Source organism: Neorhizobium sp. IRS_2294 (genome assembly GCF_050500145.1).
Classification (GTDB): domain Bacteria; phylum Pseudomonadota; class Alphaproteobacteria; order Rhizobiales; family Rhizobiaceae; genus Neorhizobium; species Neorhizobium soli.
Genome location: NZ_CP191440.1, coordinates 826,827 through 846,795, shown reverse-complemented (window position 1 = coordinate 846,795; position 19,969 = coordinate 826,827). Strand labels below are relative to the sequence as shown.

Annotated in this window: 19 protein-coding genes; 7 read left to right on the top strand and 12 right to left on the bottom strand. The window is 56.9% G+C overall.

Annotated features, from left to right (window positions below; all coding sequences use genetic code 11):
- Nucleotides 1-51 precede the first annotated feature (51 nt).
- The 5 genes from ACQY1K_RS21110 to ACQY1K_RS21090 form a co-directional block, all read right to left on the bottom strand.
- Complete coding sequence (locus tag ACQY1K_RS21110) at nucleotides 52-1,224, bottom strand: NAD(P)/FAD-dependent oxidoreductase (RefSeq protein ID WP_430259238.1); 1,173 nt, start codon at nucleotides 1,222-1,224, stop codon at nucleotides 52-54.
- A gap of 36 nt (nucleotides 1,225-1,260) precedes the next feature.
- Entirely contained in the window at nucleotides 1,261-1,746 is a 486-nt protein-coding gene (locus tag ACQY1K_RS21105; protein ID WP_430259236.1) for a Rid family hydrolase, read from the bottom strand.
- 206 nt (nucleotides 1,747-1,952) lie between these two features.
- A complete protein-coding gene (locus ACQY1K_RS21100) occupies nucleotides 1,953-3,095 on the bottom strand; it encodes a site-specific integrase (protein ID WP_430259234.1) in 1,143 nt (380 codons plus the stop codon).
- Nucleotides 3,092-3,496, bottom strand: a complete 405-nt coding sequence (locus ACQY1K_RS21095) for a type II toxin-antitoxin system VapC family toxin (RefSeq protein WP_430259232.1) — start codon at nucleotides 3,494-3,496, stop codon at nucleotides 3,092-3,094. Before ACQY1K_RS21095 ends, ACQY1K_RS21100 begins: the two co-directional genes overlap by 4 nt.
- Nucleotides 3,493-3,750, bottom strand: a complete 258-nt coding sequence (locus tag ACQY1K_RS21090) for a type II toxin-antitoxin system VapB family antitoxin (protein WP_158481325.1) — start codon at nucleotides 3,748-3,750, stop codon at nucleotides 3,493-3,495. The genes ACQY1K_RS21095 and ACQY1K_RS21090 overlap by 4 nt, the downstream gene beginning before the upstream one ends.
- 189 nt (nucleotides 3,751-3,939) lie before the next feature.
- On the opposite strand from ACQY1K_RS21090, the gene ACQY1K_RS21085 reads away from it, so the two are divergent.
- Nucleotides 3,940-4,128: a hypothetical protein gene (locus ACQY1K_RS21085; RefSeq protein ID WP_430259230.1), complete on the top strand. Its 189-nt coding sequence runs from the start codon at nucleotides 3,940-3,942 to the stop codon at nucleotides 4,126-4,128.
- A 141-nt stretch (nucleotides 4,129-4,269) separates the two neighbouring features.
- A complete protein-coding gene (locus tag ACQY1K_RS21080) occupies nucleotides 4,270-5,136 on the top strand; it encodes a phosphotransferase (RefSeq protein WP_430259228.1) in 867 nt (288 codons plus the stop codon).
- A 600-nt stretch (nucleotides 5,137-5,736) separates the two neighbouring features.
- Here the strand turns inward: ACQY1K_RS21080 and ACQY1K_RS21075 are convergent.
- The 3 genes from ACQY1K_RS21075 to ACQY1K_RS21065 all read right to left on the bottom strand — a co-directional run bounded on the left by ACQY1K_RS21075 (nucleotide 5,737) and on the right by ACQY1K_RS21065 (nucleotide 7,136).
- On the bottom strand, nucleotides 5,737-6,459 hold the full coding sequence (locus ACQY1K_RS21075; RefSeq protein WP_430259226.1) for a transposase: 723 nt from the start codon (nucleotides 6,457-6,459) through the stop codon (nucleotides 5,737-5,739).
- Nucleotides 6,460-6,653: 194 nt separating this feature from the next.
- Nucleotides 6,654-6,836, bottom strand: a complete 183-nt coding sequence (locus ACQY1K_RS21070) for a hypothetical protein (RefSeq protein WP_430259224.1) — start codon at nucleotides 6,834-6,836, stop codon at nucleotides 6,654-6,656.
- Between the two features lie 51 nt (nucleotides 6,837-6,887).
- On the bottom strand, nucleotides 6,888-7,136 hold the full coding sequence (locus tag ACQY1K_RS21065; RefSeq protein ID WP_430259222.1) for a transposase: 249 nt from the start codon (nucleotides 7,134-7,136) through the stop codon (nucleotides 6,888-6,890).
- A 195-nt stretch (nucleotides 7,137-7,331) separates the two neighbouring features.
- Here ACQY1K_RS21065 and ACQY1K_RS21060 point away from each other — a divergent pair, with 195 nt between their 5' ends.
- Nucleotides 7,332-7,499 carry a hypothetical protein gene (locus ACQY1K_RS21060; RefSeq protein ID WP_430259220.1) on the top strand — a complete coding sequence of 56 codons (168 nt, stop codon included), beginning with the start codon at nucleotides 7,332-7,334 and terminating at the stop codon, nucleotides 7,497-7,499.
- Nucleotides 7,500-8,137: 638 nt separating this feature from the next.
- On the opposite strand, the gene ACQY1K_RS21055 is transcribed toward ACQY1K_RS21060, so the two are convergent.
- A complete protein-coding gene (locus ACQY1K_RS21055; protein WP_430259218.1) occupies nucleotides 8,138-9,565 on the bottom strand; it encodes a mannose-1-phosphate guanylyltransferase/mannose-6-phosphate isomerase in 1,428 nt (475 codons plus the stop codon).
- 39 nt (nucleotides 9,566-9,604) lie between these two features.
- A complete protein-coding gene (locus ACQY1K_RS21050; protein ID WP_430259216.1) occupies nucleotides 9,605-11,029 on the bottom strand; it encodes a phosphomannomutase in 1,425 nt (474 codons plus the stop codon).
- Between the two features lie 244 nt (nucleotides 11,030-11,273).
- Here ACQY1K_RS21050 and ACQY1K_RS21045 point away from each other — a divergent pair, with 244 nt between their 5' ends.
- The 4 genes from ACQY1K_RS21045 to ACQY1K_RS21030 all read left to right on the top strand — a co-directional run bounded on the left by ACQY1K_RS21045 (nucleotide 11,274) and on the right by ACQY1K_RS21030 (nucleotide 17,364).
- Entirely contained in the window at nucleotides 11,274-12,812 is a 1,539-nt protein-coding gene (locus ACQY1K_RS21045; protein WP_430259214.1) for an O-antigen ligase family protein, read from the top strand.
- Nucleotides 12,813-13,037: 225 nt separating this feature from the next.
- Nucleotides 13,038-14,240: a polysaccharide biosynthesis/export family protein gene (locus ACQY1K_RS21040; protein ID WP_174197882.1), complete on the top strand. Its 1,203-nt coding sequence runs from the start codon at nucleotides 13,038-13,040 to the stop codon at nucleotides 14,238-14,240.
- Between the two features lie 241 nt (nucleotides 14,241-14,481).
- Nucleotides 14,482-15,033: a hypothetical protein gene (locus ACQY1K_RS21035; protein ID WP_062458645.1), complete on the top strand. Its 552-nt coding sequence runs from the start codon at nucleotides 14,482-14,484 to the stop codon at nucleotides 15,031-15,033.
- Between the two features lie 72 nt (nucleotides 15,034-15,105).
- On the top strand, nucleotides 15,106-17,364 hold the full coding sequence (locus ACQY1K_RS21030; RefSeq protein WP_430260617.1) for a polysaccharide biosynthesis tyrosine autokinase: 2,259 nt from the start codon (nucleotides 15,106-15,108) through the stop codon (nucleotides 17,362-17,364).
- Nucleotides 17,365-17,543: 179 nt separating this feature from the next.
- Here ACQY1K_RS21030 and ACQY1K_RS21025 read toward each other — a convergent pair whose 3' ends face one another.
- On the bottom strand, nucleotides 17,544-17,996 hold the full coding sequence (locus ACQY1K_RS21025; protein WP_430259212.1) for a hypothetical protein: 453 nt from the start codon (nucleotides 17,994-17,996) through the stop codon (nucleotides 17,544-17,546).
- 305 nt (nucleotides 17,997-18,301) lie between these two features.
- Nucleotides 18,302-19,849, bottom strand: a complete 1,548-nt coding sequence (locus ACQY1K_RS21020; protein ID WP_430259210.1) for a cryptochrome/photolyase family protein — start codon at nucleotides 19,847-19,849, stop codon at nucleotides 18,302-18,304.
- Between the last annotated feature and the right edge of the window lie 120 nt (nucleotides 19,850-19,969).

Genomic DNA, 19,969 nt, shown 5'->3' with positions numbered 1-19,969 from the left:
CCCATTGTTTTGCTTCGATGGAATTAAAGGCAGTCGGCGGCTCTTCGGCCGCTATCCGTGTAGTGTTGCAGGCTCCTGCGCATTGCGCAGCGTATCGAAACGCCGGATGTGGAACGGTTCGATCGGCAGACGCGAAGGCCTGCCTTGTACGAGGTCGCAGATGATCTTGCCTGTCACAGGACCGAGGCAGAAGCCGTGCCCTGAAAAGCCCATGGCGACTACTAGTCCCTCAACATCCAGCGTGTTGTCGATGACCGGAAGCGCATCGGGTGTCATGTCGATGAGGCCAGCCCAATAGTCTTCCACCTGCGCTTCTGCAAAGGCTGGAACGACGTCACCGAAGAGTTCGACGACCTCGGCCATGCTGCGACCCGTCGGCAGGACGCGGGGTCTGACGCCGCCGTCCTGAAGCCGTTGTTCGATCAATCCACCATGCCAGTCCTGCAGACCACTGGTGACCCTGAAGCGACCATTATATTCCTGCCGCCCGGCACAATCGGCATTGGCAACACCGATCACCTGCTGCAGCACGGAATCGACCGGCGAAGAACGCAGCACGGTAACCATGGGTATCTGCAGCGGTACTTCGTAGCCCAACGGCTTCAACACCTCGTTGCCGAAAATCCCGGCCGCTACCACGACCTTGGACGTCGCGATTCGGCCCTGATCGGTGACGACCGCCGATACTGCGCCATTTTCTATTTCAATCTTAAGGACTCGCTCCCCAAAGCGAGTTTTTACGCCAAGCCGTTCAGCGGCGCGCACGAAAGACAGAACGGTCGAGGAAGGATCGGCACTTCCATCGGTTGGGCAGTGAGACGCAACCAGAACTCTCTCTGAAACGGCGGGTGCGACCTCGCGCACATCTTTAGTAGAGGATAGGAAATGCAGTTCCAGCCCTTCAGCACTCTGCTCACGCACAAGATCTTCGATGATCTTTGCTTCTTCAGGTGTACGTGCGAGACGAAGATTACCCCCACGACGATAGTGGGTATCTCCGTCCAGTTCCTCAGCGAGCGTTGCCCAGGTCGCGACCGCAGATTTGGCAAGCGGCAGTTCCGCGGGATGACGCCCGGACTGACGCACGCCGGCAAGAGTCCAGCCGGATGCCATGGAAGCGGGACCGAAACGATCAATCAGGACAACGTCAAGCCCTTCCTTCGCCATCTCATAGGCGCTCGCAGATCCACTGATTCCTGCACCGATAACGACCACATCAGCCATTGAAAAAAATCCTTGACTATAAGGGTTGCGACAAAATCAGACGGTCACTGACTTCACGATGTCGGGCGTTGCCTGGTCGCGGATGAACGCAACAAGGGCCAGTTCGACCTTCATTTCCGGATGCGGCATGGCGCCGATATGAATCGTATGTGCCGGATCGCTCCCGCGGATGCGGTCTGCGATTACACCAAGCACGATTTCAAGGTCTTCCGGCGAGGCGACGCTGATATCGAAGCGGACTGTGTCATTGAGGCTGGCGTCAACACCCGCAAGCGCACCGGCAAGATTGTCCAGCGCCTGGTTAGCCTGCTCTGCGGTATCAGGGGACATTTCGCGGGTTTGATAATTGCGGCCCGCGGTATTCGACGAGTAGATCCATCGATCGACTTTGACCAGACGGGAGAAGCAGAAGAGCTCTTCAAACTTGCTGCCGCTCTTAACCCTTACGACTTCAGACATCAGCTCAATCCCTCTCGAAATCGTTCCTGCTTGCAGAAAAGCGGGATTAATATCGATTGTCAAATGAATACCGATAAACGTCTCGAGGGAATTTCAAGTGCCGATTATCGGTACAAGATTATCGAAGACCGGGGGAGTAAGCAAATTAACTCGGAGCCGGGAAGTAATCGATAGTCGCAACTAAACTCAGCAGCTTCCGTATTTAGCAACGGATAGTACGGCCTTACTCCGGGCAGTAGCGGCGACCGGCGCGCTTGCGCGTTAGCCGCTCACAGCATGCGGGCTGCACGCCCGCTACGCCGCGTAGCGTTGTTGTAGTAGCTAGACGCCTGCTGGACGGATCGATGCCGCGACTGCTCCATCGCTTCGGGCAGCGGAATGCCGCGATTGGCGGCTTCCGTCAGATATCCTGATCGCAGCCCATGTGCGGAAAACTCCCCAGGATCGAGCCCGGCCATTTCAGCCCGCTGCTTGACGATCGCATTGACCGCGCTGGGCTCGAGCGGCCGCTTGGAGAGATTGCCCCAGCGATCGACTTTTCGGAATATGCTACCCTTGTCGATCCTGGCTGCCGCAAGCCAGGCATTCAGCGCATTGACGGGTCGGCCGGTGAGATAAACGACCTCATCATGATCGGCGCCAGATGTCTTCGTGCGGCCAAGATGGATCGAAAGCGAGGGGAGGGGAGAGCCATCGGTAAGATCGATCGATGGCTCGACGGTCAACTGTTCGACGCGCATAGCGGCAATCTCGCTGCGGCGCCGACCGCCCGAGGCGAAAGCGACCATCAGGATTGCTCGATCACGGATGTCGCGCAAGCTCTCGGTGTTGCAGGTTGCCAGCATCTTGCCAAGGACATCGCCGGTAACAGCCTTGTTGCTCTTTCGACGACGTTGTCGCGGAGTCGCCCGCACAGCGAGCCGTATCGCGGACTTTAGGGCAGGGGAGGCGAAAACGCCGGTTAGTCCGCGCCACTTCGTGAGCGTCGACCACGTGGCGAGGCGCCGGCGCACGGTATCGGGTGCATGCGGGCCTGCCGACTTTAGAAAACCTTGGCTTCGGAGGTTCTGCTCCACCTCTGCCGGCATCCCGTGATCCGGATCGGTTTCGCGCTTCTGCGGGTCCCACAGATGATGTGCGACGAATTTTAGGAGCAGGGCTTCGGGCGCCGGCCAGGGCAGAGATTTGCCAATCGCCGCCAGCGACCAGGCCTGCAGATAGGCAAGATCAGACGTGAGGGCTCGAAGGGTATTTTCGCCCATTCCCTCGTTGACCAGATGGCGCAGCGTTGCGACATCCTGATCGGTGAGCAACTCTGCAAGTTCATCGCGCCGCTCCAGAGGCAGCACTGCTGCAATCGTGTCCAACTCTTGGGCGCGGCGATCGACCGGGTCTGAGCCAGTGTTTGTCATGCCATCGACGACGCGGGATGCAGTTTGAGATCAGTGTGGCCGAAGTCATGCCCCTTGAACAGGAGCGGCGCCTTGGCAACAGCGGCAACAGCGTACGAGAAACAGTCGCCCATATTGAGCGCAGCTGGATGACGACCCCGGCCAAAACGCTCGAAAGCCTCTTCTGCTGCCCGGTAGTGTTTCTCATCGAAAGCGACAGTCGTGACATTCGCAGTTTCGGCAAGTCGCCCGATCATTTTGGCGGCACTGACGAATCCTTTACCCGACAGGACCATCCGTGCCTCAAGCAAGGTCGGCCAACCGATGGTGACCGGCTCACGTCCCATCAGTGGTCTGAACACATCTGCTTCCGGCTCTTTCATCGATATCGCGATAATAACAGACGTATCGACGGCAATCATATCGGCAGACCGTTCTCATCGTAGAAGTCATCGTGATTGGACGTCGTGCCGGGTGCGATATTGCGAAGATCCTCGGCTGCCAGATCCCATACGGCGTCCATGGGATAGCGGATGTTGTCAGCGCGCAGCTCCTGGTCGTAACGCTCGAGTGCCAGTTCGACGAGCCGGTTGATCGGCTGGCCCGTGCGGCGGGAGAGGGCATGGGCCAGATCTCGGGCCTTGCTGCTGCGAATGGAGAGCTGCGGTTCGGACATGGTGTGCCTCGTGAATTCGTGGCTTCAATATAGAGATTGCATGCGAGATGGCAAGAAATTTCCCGCGGATGGCTAACCCACGATAAGAGGTGCTTATCGGTGGTTAGCGCATCAATATTCGGTCGTACCATGTGAAGAACAACAACATTGATACAGCGTTCCTCTAAGAATTTCTTTACGGTGATTTCAATGGCTTACGATCTCGCAAAAATCAACATGACAGCCCTGATGGGGGGAGGCGGGGCTGATTTAGTGGCCATGCCGGCAGATTTTGCAAGCTCGATTGCCATCGGCTCGCTGAGTGAGCAGAGTCAGACCTTTTCAAGCGCGTGCCGCTACCAAATAGGGGAGGGGCGGAATAGGAAGTACGCAAAATAGCAACGTCGGGATGGCTCCACTCAGTGAAGGACAGGTTCATCCCTTCACCCCTATGTCGCTCGCCACTGGCAGAGTTCTACCTTCACAAAAATGTAATAAATGGTAGTTTCGCCGGCTAAGCACAGGAACGACGGAACCGACATGAGCAGGCAGAGCATATTCGAAAAGAAAATTCGCAATACGCGGCTGTTCGCAACCCCGAGGGAAGTCAGAATTCACCGGCTGGCCGAGGCGTCCCAGTCGGTGTCCAGCCCGTTTACCGCACGTCTGCTGCGCCACCGAACCGGCCCGCTGAGGACCATTCTCGATATCGAATTCCTGAACGGACGCCCGGCGCGACGGTTGCGAGACCTCGGTGACATCGGTGCCTTCATTGCAGGTGTCGAAGCCCAGACGAGGCGTCATCTGTTTTCCAACGGTGGCGTCATCGACGGCGAGCTGGATTTCTACAAGTCCGGAGCATGCGTCGGTCGGCGTTACAATATTAGGGCGATAGCCTCCAGCTATAGAAAGAATCACACCGAACCTTTCGCCGGTTTCGACGCGCTGATGGAACATTGTGCCGTCACGCTCGATGTCGAGGACCAGGAATTGGCGGAAGCCGGCCAGATCGTCTGCCATCTCGACCATCTGCTGCAAAACTTCATCTACATCGACGAAAAACTGTATCTAATCGACTGGGGCGAAGGTTACATCGGCCGCCCCGGCTTTGATGCCGGCTGCTTCATGATGGTGATGATGCGGGCTTATGACATCCCGGTGTTCAGACGGGAGGCATCGGCGTTTCTGAGATCCTACTGCCTGCACGCCAGCGCCGTTTGCAACGAGGACCCGGTCCCGGGCATGCGCCGCATTTTCCTACCCAGAATGCTGTCCTACCTTCTGCGAATTGATACGGTGAAACGCTTCGAAGAACGCCAGGGCCTGGACGCATGGCGCGAAAAAATCCGACATCTCGGCGACTTCATCTTCAAGCGGACATGGACGGATCTGTCACCGCCGGAGTAGAGTCAGGTCACTCGCGGCGGATGAGACCTCCGCTTCGGCTACGCCCTTCACGACCGGATCATCCCCTGCCGCGCCGGCGATCATCTCGACGTAGCCGATTCGGCATAGAGATCTTCCCGCAACAAAGAGCGACGTCCGAAAGCATTTCGCCCGCGCACAAATCAATTGATGAAGCGGCTATGTGCCCTGCTGGACGCCGGGCAGCTCCAAGGGCGTCCTACTAACCAGTTCGGCCAACTCGATGACAGATTGCTTGCACTAACGGTTGATCTGGTCTCCCGAGAGAGCGTCGGATATCCAACCAACTTCTCGGCTATGTAGCCCGAATGGAGCGATCGCCTGTCTCTTCGGGTTGTGCAGCTCGTAATTGCATTGCTTCCGGTACGTTGGCCGGAATCGCTTTCGGCGTTCTCACTAACCAGGCCAAGTCCCACCCAGAGAGCAGGGTCGAGGCGGATTGAGATCCACTACGGCGACATGTGGCTGCGACGTTGACCGCTGTCGCGAAAATCAGGCAGACCGTGTCAGAAGTCTGCGGATATCTCATTATATCAAGCGGAATGCATCGGTAGCGACGATTTCGGCTTGGCGAAGGTCATCTCACATCCTGACAGCTGCGATCAGGCCGGGAACGCCGACGAGGGTGATGGCCCTGCGAATGTTGTACGCGAGTGCCGTCAGTCTCAACTCGCCGCGGACGTTTTCCAACCTGCGCATCAGGAAAGCTCCCATGTACATCCACTGTTTGATCGTACCGAACGGATGCTCGACACTTTCTCGACGCAGGTCCAGCACTCCGGGTCTGGCGGCGAGGCGCGCTGCCATCCGATCCAGAACCGCCTCGTTCTCGACACGGCCGACCCGTCGATACCCGTGGGTGAAATGCGCCTTCAGAGCGCGGGACCGGCAGGCTTCCCGGTTGCAGTATTCGACAAGCTTCAAATCGCGCGTTTTCTTCTCATATCGTGACGAGAGGTGTTGTCCGGCCGGGCAGACGTAGACATCATGCTCGGCATCATAGCGGAACTTGTCCTTCGGAAAGAAACCTTCGCGAACCGCGGCGCCACGGAGGGGCTTTGTGACATAGGTGGTGATGCCCGCCTTCTTGCAGGCCTCAATGTCCTCGACCTTTAAGTAGACGCGATCGGCGACCACCTCGATCTGCTCGACGCCGAGATTGTCCATCGCCGCCTCCGTCGTCTGTGTCAGCAAGCACATGTCAACCACCTGGCTGCTGACCTCCTGTTCGGCGATCAGCTTGTGCTTCACGTCGACGGCAAGCTGGATGTTGTAACCGACTCCAACCTTGGTCGTGCGCGCCATGGCCCGGCTATCGGATCAGTAAGCGATATCTGGTCTTCGCCTGTGCTATCCAACTCATCGAGCAGCGCCTTATGGCAGTCGCTCTTTCCCTTGATCGCGGGCGATCTTCTCGGCGAGGTTTTCGGCTCGTGGCACGCCGCCGGTGGTATTCTCTTCCTGTGCATCGCCGTCATCGAGCCGCTTCGTGTACTCGGTCAGCCGTTCGCCGCCTCGCGGATGAACTTTGTCAGCGCCGCCCGCGTGAAGTTGCGGTCCTTATTGTTGACAGCTTTGATGCGCGTGCCATCGACCGCCCGCAGTTCGCCTCCGAACAGGTCAAGTTGACGGCACAGAATGACGAATTCCCGGAATACCTGCCGAAAGGCGGCATGGTTCACCCGGCGAGAGTTGGCGATCGTCTTGTGATCTAGCGTAAAGTGCCGCAGCAGCTAGGTCACTTCGATATTGCGGTGCGTCTCGGCTTCCAGCCGACGGCTCGACCTCACCCGTTTCAAATATCCATATAGGTAGAGCTTCAGAAGATCGGCCGGGTCATAACCGGGACGACCTGTCAGATTGGGCTCGACACGTATGAAACCGGACGACTGCAAATCCAGTCCATCGATAAAACCATCGATGAACCGAACCGGGTTGTCCGGGCCAACGTAATCGTCCATCACTTCAGGCGGAAGCAGCATTTGCGACCGGTCTGTTCCTGATAAATGTGCCATGGCGAATTTTGTCACAGGCGATCATGACGAGGAATCTTCAACTGCTGACAGGTTGTTTTTCAATTTGCTCCATAGTCAAATGGCAACAATGCTTCTCAAGGGACGAGGACAATGCATGGTCGGAGAGTTAGGAGAACGGTAGCCACCGAGCGAGCATTACAAATGCTGCTGCTCATCTTTCCGCTTGGCCTGATGCCGCAGGATGCGCGGCTAATAGCGAGTTTTCAGCATCTCGGTTTCGCCATCGCAGTTTTTGTCCTAAACCTCTTCGTCTGCGGCTTCGGCTTCAAGACGGAGCGTTTTCCCGTTTATTGGATTGCTATACTGTAGCCTACGGCGCTCATTGGCCAGATCGCATAACCCCAATTGCAGCTCGTAGTCGCAAGGTCGGCAAGATCGGAGCGGACCATCTCGCGAATCTACTGAGATGATTTAGAAGGCCCGCCGTTCCGAAACAACCCTCAGGGCCTTTAGATGCTTGATGGCATCAGGCTTTGCGGCATGCCCTACCTTTTTGCGGGAAGCTCGCGAGGAGCAGCAACGTCCAACTAATTCTCTGCTACCAATTTCTTCAGCTTCAAATTCTTATCTCTCCAAGCGTGTTAAGCTGCCTTGCCCTCAATCGGTCCATGCTGCCGTATTTGTCCTTCCAGTTGTAAAACGTCGCTCCGCTACCGCTCTTGCGGTCCATGTCGGCGGCCTTTGCGCTAGCCCTCAGCACACCCAGCACCCCGTTATCTGCTCTTGCGTAATCTCTGCATCTTCATTTGTCCGTCCTTTGAAAGGCCGACTTCAATGAATGCTGGAGAAAACTCGAAATGGCAGGTCAGTGGCTACTGGAGCTGAAATGAAGGCGTTCTGTATAGGCTTACCCGGCGCGATATAGCGCAATCCAATTTTGACCCGGTCCGACCCATTGTAGGATCGCGTTGCTCGTGACTCTACCGTTGTCGCTGACAATACCCAGGTCAGCCGCGCCCGAACTCGTCGACGATACGGATGATGTCGTCTTCGCCGAGATAAGATCCCGTCTGAATTTCGATCATTTCAAGCATAATCTTGCCGGGGTTGGCCAGGCGATGGACTTCACCTTGTGGAATGTAGACGCTCTCGTTCTCGCGAACCGTCTGCACGGTGTCACCGATCGTCACCTCGGCCGTGCCCTTGACGCAGATCCAGTGCTCCGAGCGGTGGTGATGCTTTTGGAGAGAGAGCTTCTTGCCTGGCGTCACAAACAGCCGTTTCACCTGGAACCGATCGCCGTTGAGGATCGAGGTATAGCCACCCCAGGGGCGGTAGGAGGTTGGATGTGTTTCGGTGAGAGCCGAAGTCGCCTTGGCGGCGGCGAGTTGCTTGACGATGTTGCCGACGTTCTGACTGTCGTTGAGGCGGCCGACATAGACAGCGTCCTCGCTGGCGATGACGGCAATGCCATCCAGACCCTGCACGGCCATATGACCGTGGCGCGACAGGACGAGCGAGTTCTTCGTGTTGATCAGCGTCGCGTTGCCGAGCGCGACATTGCCATCGGCATCCTGCTCGCCCAGCTTCCAGACCGCATCCCAGCTGCCCATGTCTGACCAAGTGAAGGACGCCGGCACGACAGCAGCGTTTGCTGTCTTTTCCATGATCGCATAGTCGACCGAGATGTTCGGGCTGGCCGAAAACGATGCCTCGTCGAGGCGCAAGAAATCGAGGTCACCGGATGCCTTTGCAACGGCAGCGCTTGCAGCTTCAGCAACAGCGGGCGCAAAGCGGGCGAACTCGCTGAGAACCACGCCGGCCTGGAACATGAAGATGCCGGAGTTCCAGACAAAACCACCGCTCGCCAGCATCTTTTCAGCGTCCGGCAGGGCAGGCTTTTCGACGAAGCGCTTTACTGTGTTCGCACCGCTTGAGAGCTGGTCACCGATCTCGATATAGCCATAGCCGGTCGAAGGCTCGGTCGGTGTAATGCCGAAGGTGACAAGCTTGCCGCTTGCTGCCGTCTTGCGTGCGGTCTGAATGGCATCGAAATAGGCCTTGCCCGCTTCGATTTCGTGGTCGGAGGCCAGCACCTGCAAAATCGCATCATCGCCGAACTTCTCGGCGACGAAGGCAGCGGCTGCGGCAACGGCCGGTGCCGTGTTGCGTGCGGAAGGCTCCAGCATGATCGCCGTGAGTGGCAGGCCAAGCTCACGTGCCTGTTCGGCGGCAAGGAAGCGGAAATCTTCGTTGGTGATGACGATTGCAGGCTCATAGAGCGTCTCGTCCGCAACACGCGCAAGCGTGGACTGAAACAGCGTCTGGTCGCCGACGAACTGTATAAACTGCTTTGGTGCAGAAGACCGTGACAACGGCCACAGCCGCGTGCCCTTGCCGCCTGCCATGATTACGGGAATGATCTTGCCAACCATAGTCTCAGTCTCCACTGACGCTTTTGCTTTTGAGATTTGTCATCGGTTACGTTCTGCCGCCCAATGCCGAATGAGATCAAGCCCTTGATCCAACAATTCCGAGGCGGCCCGTTCATCCGGCGCTTCGACGTAGCAGCGCATTTCCGGAGCATTGCCAGAAGGACGAAGATGAATGATCCGCCCGTCTTCGAGTGTCGCGCGAAGCCCGTCGATGTCGCTTTTCACAGCGACCGAGCCGATCGGTGCGAGGAAAGCAGCAAGGTTGTCGTCGGCTGCGCGCAGATGCGCCATCAGTGCCGCACTCGTTTCAACGGGGAAGTTTTCCAACCGGTCCGCCGCTGCAAAAGCAAGCGGATGATCGGCAACAACACGCGACAGCGGCTGCTTGGCTTTCGCCACAAGCGAAAGCGTCGCGAGCGCGGGAAGGAAACTGTCGCGAGTCGGCAGCGCCTTCAATGTGCCTCCGGCTACTGTGAAATCGGAGCCGGTCAACGTGCCGCCATTTGCCTCAAAGCCAACGATCGCCGTTTCACCGGCGTCGGCAGCGGATTGCATGGCCGCAATCACGAAGGGAGAGCCGACCTTCGTCCTGACAACCCTGTAATCGCCGGCAGATTCTATCCGTGAATTGGACGTGACCGGCGTGGCGACCACCTTGGCATGAAGGAAGTTTGCCGTGATGAGGCCCAGCAGATCGCCTCTGAGCGGCTGCCCCTTTTCGTCTGCGACGAGCGGGCGGTCGCCGTCACCATCCGCGGACACGATCGCGTCGAGATGATATTGTGGGGCCCAACCCTGCAGCAGCGCAATCGTCTCGGCAGAGACGGCTTCCGTATCGACGGGAATGAAACGCTCAGAGCGTCCGAGCGGCACGACCTGCGCCCCCAGCTTTTCAAGAACCTGAACGAAGAGATCGCGCGCGACTGTGGAATGCTGATAGACGCCGACACGCAATCCGGCCAATGCATCCGGAGCAAGCAGCATGACGTTCCGTTCGACGAAAAGTGCTTCGGCCTCCACGTGCTGATCCGAAGCTTCGCCCGGAGTGGCGTCGATCTCTTCATCTGCCATGGCGCCGGCGATCGCCGTGATCCGGATCTCGTCGTGTTTGTCGATCTCACCATCGGCACGGTAGAATTTGATGCCGTTGCGATCATCCGGGATATGCGATCCTGTGATCATCAGGCAGGCAGCCGAGAGCTTCATACCGTATAGTGCAAGCGCGGGTGTGGGAACGGCACCGCAGTCGATCGCGCAGAGTCCTGCTCGCTGCAGGGCGCCGATACATGTTGCCGATATACCGGGGCTCGAAGCGCGAAAGTCACGACCAACCAAGACCGGATCACCCGGTTTCGCAAGCCCGGCCTCAAGAAGATGGCGCGCAAACGCCGTCGCATAGAGCGCCGAGGCTCTCCCCTCGAGGTCAACGACAAGACCGCGAAGGCCGCTTGTTCCAAATTTCATGATGCGTCTGTTTCGATTGGATGGATCAATGGTTGCGGGAGCCAATACCATAAAAATATGGGAGGTAGCTATAGATGCCCGCTTGTTAAAAGCGAGAGTATATAATTAAATATAGTTAACGCTGATGGAGTGCGAAATCCCGTGGTTCATTCAATACTGATCAATTTCTAAAGTATAGTCTATCTCGTGTGCCGTATGTTTTCGAGCGCTAACCAATATCGAAAATCTAGGATTAGGAGAGATCGTGCAAGATCGTCAAGAAAATTTGCTCCAAAAAGATTTAAGCTGTCGATCCATTCTAGTTTTGCACTGGTCAGCATTCGCGTTGGTGCTTTTGAATTTTGGCGCCGTGCAAATTTCCACTCTCGCGATCTACGGATTAGCAAGTGCTCTCCTGCTTTGTATCGCCGTCTTCGTCCGAGGGATCCCCAAGGCAGGGGAGCCGGCAGTGAAAGCGGCTATCGTATTGGCTCTGGTCGCCTTCGCATGGGTAATGTTCCAGACTACTCCGCTGCCTGAAGCAATCTTTAGTCAACCGTCGTGGAGAGACCTGGCCAAGTTTCAGCTCGATGCTTCCCCGGTGATATCCTTGACGCCTGCGGATGACTGGGCATCTTTGCTTCGTTTCCTCGTGCCGGTTGAGGTCTTTCTGCTCGGGATTATTTTGTGCGACAGCGACGAACGAGCTATCGCCACCCTCAAAGGCCTGGCGATAGCAGGAGCCGTTGTCGCTCTTCTCTCCATCGCCCAATTCCTGATCGCGCCCAATACACTCCTCTTCATCGCAAAGACGGCTTACCTCGACAGCCTAACCGGCTTCTTTGTCAATCGGAACACCGCCGCAACCTATTTCGGGATTGTCGCCATCCTGAACTATGGAATCCTTTCGTCTCACCTGCGGTGTGTTGGGGTCCGGCGAATTCTCACGTCGCTGGATCAAGGCAGGGGTCTTCCATTCGATCAACGAAAGGCAGTTCGAGGAGTACTAAGCTTTGCGATACTGTTTATGGTATCGGTCACGGCTCTTGTGCTGACGAAGTCCCGGGCCGGGGTTGCGGCAAGTTTTGCCGCGCTTCTGTTGATGACCCTGTTGTTCGTGTTCAGATCTTCGCAGAACAAGCATCCTGTCCCTGCGCTTCGGAGTACCGGCCTTAGATCCATTCGCGTTGGCGCATTTCTGATAGCGATTGCTTTAACCGGCCTATTCGCAGCAGGCTTCCTGTCGTTTTCTGGCAGAGCTTTGCTCCGAGCAGAAGTGCAGGGCGCAAGCGACGGCCGCTTTTGCATCATGCCGGGATTGGGCTCGGGGGTATCCGATCATTTTCCGTTCGGGACCGGACTGGCAAGTTTCGAAACCGCTTTTACAGCGTATCGCGATCCGGACTGCGGCGTCTATACGGTTTGGAATCGTGCCCACGATGTCTATCTCGAAGCAGTCTTCGCGTTGGGCGTCGCCGGCATATTCATCATCGCGTTTGGACTGGCCTTTGTCTTATCGTGCCTCGTCAGAGGAATGGCAGCGAGGCGTCGCCTTCGTTATGTCCCGGAATCCGGCTTCGCGGTGGTGTTGCTGCTTCTCGTTCACTCCGCCTTCGACTTCTCAATCCAGATCTCCGGCCTCGCCATTTTCGTGGCTGCGACCTTGGCGCCGATCGTCGTTGTCTGCGTTGCCGATCTAAAAGGTGGGTCGAAAAACAGGCGAAATCGAACGATCCAAACAAGTGTGGCGGGGCAATTGCCGTCGGCGGCCAGCCTGCGAGATAAACAGTTGCCTGCTGCTTGAGATATGCAGTTTATCCAAAGCATCTACATTAGTAAGATAGATTCTATTGTACTATTTTATAGCTTAGGCACAAATAATATATATGATTATAAATTAAATCTGTGATTTATCAGCAACAAAGCTTCGTTTCGTTCTGGAGTCATTTGTTACTTTCCAATCTAAACTAGAAATAAATAATCTCGTGTGCAAGTTTCGCTTCGGGCTTCTAAGGGGACACACGTGAAAATCAAAACCGCATCGACTTTTGTTCTTGTGGCGACGTCATTCCTGTCGGGATGCACGGCGCTGCCAAACTCTGGACCAGATTCTCGGCAGGTGGAGGCGCAGGCAACTGCAAAGGTTACATCAGCCAAAAAGGCACAGGCCGTCGGGATCGACTATGCTCTGGTCGACATTAGTAAATCTGTGCTTGCTTATGTAGAGGATACCAAGGCGACATCCCTTAAAGGGGGGTTCGGCGGCGGTCGTGGCGGAGCCCCGAGCTTGCCGCTCGGCGTTGGTGACGTCGTTCAGGTCTCCGTCTTTGAATCCCAGTCCGGCGGCCTGTTTATTCCCAACGACGCCGGGAGTCGTCCTGGTAACTACGTGTCGCTACCGAACCAGACAATCGATCGGGAGGGTACGATCAGCGTCCCTTACGCCGGTCGTATCCCGGCCGCCGGGCGTCCGGTGGAGGACGTCCAGCGACAAGTTGAGGATGCACTCGCCAACCGCGCGATTGAGCCGCAGGTGTTGATCACGAAGGTCAGCAGCCGATCTGCTCAGGTCGCGGTTCTGGGCGACGTACGCTCGCCTGCGAAGATAGAGTTGACGGAAGCTGGTGAGCGCGTGCTTGACGTCGTTTCAGAAGCCGGCGGCCTGAGCTCGCCCGGCATCGAAACCTATATTACGCTGCAAAGACGCGGAAAATCGGCGACTGTCCTTTACGATTATCTGGTCGCCACGCCGTCTGAAAACATCTATGTCGCACCTGGCGACACCATTCTGGTCGATCGTGAACGTCGAACCTACCTTGCATTTGGCGCCTCGGGTCTCAATGGCAGGTTTGACTTCGAGGAATCGAAGCTGACCCTTGGTGAAGCACTGGGGAAGGCGGGCGGATTGCTGGACTCGCGTGCAAATCCGGCGCAGGTAATGCTCTACCGCACAGTCAAGAAAGACTTCCTGGCTAAGCTGGGCGTAGATACCAGTCGGTTCAGCGGCGAAATGGTTCCCGTCATCTTCAGAGCCAATATGAGAGATCCTTCGGCTCTCTTCGCTGTCCAGAAGTTCCCGATGCAGGATAAGGACACGATCTATGTGTCCAACTCCGACTCCGTCGAAACGCTGAAGTTCCTCAACATCCTGAATTCTGTGACGTCGACTGTCGCTGGTGTTCCGTCGGATGCCATCGCCACCCGCGATGCTGTTCGAGAACTCGCCCCGTGAGTTTTGGCCTCAAATTCACAAGTTAACAGTAATTTAATCTCTCTATTGATGATTTTTTACTTCTGTGCGATGGATTGATTAGTTTAGTAATCTTCGGGAGACAGTCATGCATAAGGTTTTTATAAGTAATATTGCAGGTATCGCGCTTGTAACTGCTCTAGTTTCAGGTATTGCTGACCTTTCTTCGGCTCATGCACAGTCGGCTTTGCCAACGGCGGGATGCTTCGTCGCGCCGGCCCGGATGTCTGATGCCGAGATCAGCGCGTTTCTCGCAGCTCCAGAAAGTCTGTTGTCGCAGTTCTCGTCTGGCGGACTTCCACTGTCCAATCAGGCTCGTTCGCTCGCCGGATCCAGCGCCGACGCACTGTCCCCGCTGATTGCCATCGCTGCAAAGGCTAATGCCGGTCAGGCTGCCGCGATCGGCGCGGGGCTTGCTCGTGCCGCAAGGGCCTGCGCTACCGTCAATCCCGAATATGCCTCCCGTATCCAGGACGCTATCGCGGACAGCGGCAATCGCGCCCTCGAGACAGCGTTTCTCGCGGCCAACAGCGAAACGCAGACTGCGTCTCTTGGCGGCGGCCTCAGCGGTGGCGGCTCGGCAACCGGTGGCGCTGGCGCGATTGGCGGCGGCGGCACGCCGGGTGGCGGCAGCAATGGTGGCGCGGGAACGACTGCGTCGACCGGCTCGGGCTCGTCCAGCTTCTCTTCCGGCGGCGGTAGCGGATATTACGCGAGCGAAGACGGCGGCTCGACGACGATCGTCGAAGGCAGTTCGACCACGGCGTCGTTCTGAGGCGGCTACTGTCTGGCATTTCATTGAGCGAGGTTTTTCTTGCAGATTCATAACAAGAGTTTCTCTGGTGGCCTGCAAGGCGACGATGTCGATTTAGAGCGCTCCGTTCAAGGAATTGATTTCGACGCTGTTTTAGCGATCGCCAGACGACAATGGATGATCGTAGCGGCCGCAGTGGCGGCCGCTATTGTCCTAGGATTGGCGTATATATTCACGGCAGTTCCTCTTTATACGTCCAACGTCAGCGTCTTGATCGACCAAGGCAATAGAGAAGTCGTTCAGCAGCTTTCGACAATTGGTGGCGTGGTCGACGACGAGGGTTCCGTTCTCAGTCAAGTTGAACTCCTGAAATCGGACACGATTGCAATGTCCGTCGTGGATAAGCTCGACCTTACGAATGATGCGGCGTTTGCGAGTGCCGGAGGGTCTGTCATTGGAACGATGGTCGGAACGCTCCGGTCGCTGGCAAATGTCTCTTCTTGGTTCGTTGTTGAACCCGAAACCAGCGATCAGGTGGAGGCGAAACGCCGCGCCGCTGCGAACACGCTCCTTTGGAACATGGAGATCAGCCGCGTTGGTCGCACTTATGTTTTGAGCATCAGCTACACCTCTCCATCGTCTTCTCTCGCTGCGAAGATCGCCAACGCGATCGGAGAGGCCTATCTGGTTGACAAGCTTAATTCGAAATATGAGGCAACCAGGCGCGCAAGCGGCTGGCTGCAGGATCGCATAGCCGAACTGCGCCAGAAGGCTTTGGACTCGGATCTTGCCGTCCAGAAGTTCCGCAGTTCCAACGGCCTCGTTGCTGCCGGCTCGGTTCTGGTTGCTGACCAGCAGTTGTCCGAACTCAACAGCGCATTGATCGTCGCGCAGTCCGATACCGCAAAAGCTGAGGCGCGCCTGCAGCGGATCGCGCAGATCATCGCTTCGGGCCAAGGAGACGCGATCGTTACGGATGTTCTCGACAGTTCCATTTCCAACGAACTGCGCCAGAAATATCTTGATGCCTCCAAGCGGGAAGCGCAGATATCCGATCGTCTCGGAGTCAATCATATTCAAGCGATCAGGCTGCGCAGCGAAATGACGGAATACAACCGTCTGATGTTCGAAGAGGTCAATCGTATCGCCGAAAGCTACAAGAGCGATCTCAACGTTGCCAAGGCCCGGGAAAAGAGCCTGACGGATTCGGTCGCGCAGGCCACAGGCATCAGCGCCACCGCGAGCGAGACCCAGGTACAGCTGAGAGAACTCGAGCGGGAAGCTGACACCTACAAGAACATGTACCAGACCTTCCTGCAGCGGTATCAGGAGGCCATACAGCAACAGTCCTTCCCGGTCACAGAAGCACGTATCATCACGCGAGCAGCTGCACCCGACAGTCCGAGCCATCCCCGCAAGCCATTGGTGCTGGCACTGTTCGTGATTATCGGTGCCGCGGTCGGGAGTGGCCTTGGCGCGTTTCGCGAGTTCCGGGACCGTTTCTTCAGAACCGGCGAACAGGTTCGCGACGTTCTCAATCTGGAATTTCTGGGCATTGCGCCAATAGTGGCTCCGGCAAAGGCCGTCGATGCTCCGGATAGCTCTGACGGTCGTGGCATCGGCCAGGTTCGAAAGACCCATGCCGTTTCGAATTACGTCATCGATCACCCACTCTCCGCCTTCGCGGAAACGCTTCGAAGCGCCAAGATTGCTGCAGACCTCGCGCTTACCGGCAAGAGTTGCAAGATCATCGGCGTCGTTTCGTCATTGCCTGGAGAAGGCAAGTCAACGATTGCGGTGAATTTTGCCGAGTTGCTGGCGGGGCAAGGAAACAGAACCGTCCTGATCGACGGCGATTTGCGCAACCCGGGCGCGACGCGGGCGATCGGGAGACATGCGGAATCCGGCCTTCTTGAAGTGCTCATCGACAACAGGGATCCGCAGTCGCTTTTCCTCCGAAACGATCGGACTAAACTTGCGTTTTTGCCTGCAGTTGTCCGTCACCGCATTCCGCATTCGTCCGAACTACTATCGTCCGCGCGCATGCGCCAGGTGCTCGCAGACATCAGCAATACCGCAGACTATATCATCATCGATCTGCCGCCTCTCGGCCCGGTCGTCGATGCCCGCGCCATTGCAGGCCGAATTGACGGGTTCATCTTCGTCACCGAATGGGGCAAGACAGCACGCCGGGTCGTTCGTCAGGTTCTCGCTTCCGATCCCTATGTCCGCGACAAGTGTCTTGGTGTCGTGCTCAACAAGGTCGACCAGGAACGGATGAAGCTCTACCGAGCCTATGGCTCCAGCGAATATTATTACTCGCGATACTCCCAGTACTACCAGGAAGGCTGAGAATGACGCGGCGTGGTCGCAGACCGCTTCTCATCGGAGCGGTCGTCCTGCTCTGCATGGGAAGCCTGGCGATCTCGGTAACACAGATCTCACGTTACGCCCGGTTCGGGACCATGCGACACATCGCGGCCCAGATTGAACGCGACAGACCGGTCTCGCGGGAGTTGCTCGAAGGAACTCTACCGCAGATGAGACTGCTTCTCAGAGACGATGTTTGCCAAAGCGAGTTCGTCAAAGCAGCTGTAACGGTTGCGCTCGTCCGGCTGGATACGCAAAGCCCGGATGTCGATTACGACAACTGGTCGAGCGCGCTTGGGGAGGCAGAGAACGTGGTGCGCTTTGCGGTTCACTGCCTCCCGAGTGATGGAAACTTCTGGGTCCGGTATGCGATGGTCAGGCAAGCGGTCGGGGAACAGCCAGAGGAAATCGCAAAGCTCGTCACGCTGTCGCAGCTTTACGCCCCCGCAGAAGAAAACACGATTGCGGCGCGGTTCCGCTTGTACAATCGCCTGACGCAGCCGAGCCTTACCCTCGCGGCAGCACCGCTGAAAGCGGATCTTGCGGTGGTATGCTCCTTGAAAGGCGCTGCCCTGCGGCGGCGTTTGCCTTTGGCGAACCCAGTCCTTGCCCATGAGGTCCTATCTTACGCGCAAGATTGTCATCTCGGTCGATCGTCGAGCGACAAAACGGGGAGATAGGTTCGTCCATCCGGACCGGGCGGCAGATCGTTCGAGGACGGTCGGTCGCGACCAGTTCTCGAAGGAACAAGTGAACCCGGTTCGCCTCTGCCCTGTTTTTCCTTCCGAGAGCGGAGGACCATTCCGCATGATCCCGGCTCACTCTTGCGGGTAGAGACACGGAACCCGTCGGCGATCGGATCCATTCATTCTGCGAGGGCGCTCCTCAGATGCTCCGTCGCCGGCCTATTGCCACACGGTCAAACACGGCTTCCGTCATCCAGTTTCCCGAGAAATGCAGAAGCGCTGTTGCGATAGGCCTGCTGCGTTCCTGCCGACATCCGTCGCCATGACGCATACATCTGCGCCAAACGGTGGTTGCCCGACAGTGACTCGGCATTACGGGCGAGGAAATCCCAGTACAAGGCATTGAAGGGACAGGCTTTCTCGCCAGTTTTCCGCGACACGTCATACCGGCAGCTTTCGCAGTAATTGGACATACGAGAAATATACGCGCCGCCTGCGGCGTATGGCTTGGAGGCCATAAACCCACCGTCGGCGAATTGACTCATTCCGATCACATTGGGCAGTTCAACCCATTCGTAGGCGTCGGCATAGACTTCCAGATACCAGCGATGGACCGCGTAGGGATCAAGACCTGCCAGCATCGAGAAATTTCCGACCACCATCAGACGCTGGATATGATGCGCGTAGGCATGGGTAATCGTGTGTTTGATCACTGTGGACATGCAGGCCATGTCCGTTTCACCGCTCCAGAAAAAGTCCGGCAGGGGACGGGATGCGGCGAAGAAATTGCTTGTCTCGTATCCCGGCATTTTCAGCCAATAGATGCCGCGGATATATTCGCGCCAGCCGATGATTTGGCGGATGAAAGCCTCAACCGCATTCAGCGGCGCGTGTCCTTCGAAATACGCGCGCTCCGCAGCCCGGCATAGTGCGAGCGGATCGAGCAGTCCAACATTGATGTAGAAGGAGAGAAGCGCGTGGTTCAGGAACGGCTCTTCGGCCAGCATCGCGTCCTGCGTTTCGCCGAAATTCGGTAGGAAATCGCGGATGAATCCATCGGCTGCCTTCTCCGCATCGGTGCGGGTCACTGCAAACGAGAAATTCTCCGTCGAACCCATATTGTTCGGGAACGTGCGCTCGACGAGCGCAAGAACCTCCTGCGTTGCTGCGTCGGGCGGAAAGACATGATGCTTCGGGCGAAACAGGTCGGCTTTGGCAGGTTTGCGATTTTCACTGTCGAAATTCCACCGGCCGCCTTCGGGATGGTCACCGTTCATCAAGAGGCCGGTCTTGCGCCGCATGTCCCGATAGAAATACTCCATCGTCAGAGCCTTGCGGTCCTTGGCCCAGGCTTTGAACTCCGTCGTCGAACAGATAAACCGCGTGTCCTGCCGCACCTCTACCGGCAGATTTACCAGATCTTGCCAGTCTTCCATGGCGGAAAGAACGCGCCACTCGGCAGCTTCGGTGACGATGATCGATCGGGGTGACGTCTCTGCAATCGCGCGCAAAAGCTCGGTCGTGAAGGAGCCTGAATTGTCGCGGTCATCAAGCCGCACGTACCGGACGCAGAAGCCTTTCGCACGCAGCTCATCGGCAAAATGGCGCATTGCGGAAAAGATGAAGGCGAGTTTCAGTTTGTGATGCTCGACATAGGTCGCCTCCTCCACCACCTCGCACATCAGGACCATATCCTGCGTGGGATCGGCACCCTCAAGGCTCGATACCGACAAGGATAGCTGATCGCCAAGAATGAAAATGAGGTTGCGGGTTGGATTCACGGCTCCTTTGATCCTCTCCTATGGTGACGGATACCGTGCCTTTCCGCCAAACCCCTGCAAGAGCAGAGGTCGGGATCGAAGAGGGAGCATGTCGATCTTGTCTATCCGGTGAATGCCGAC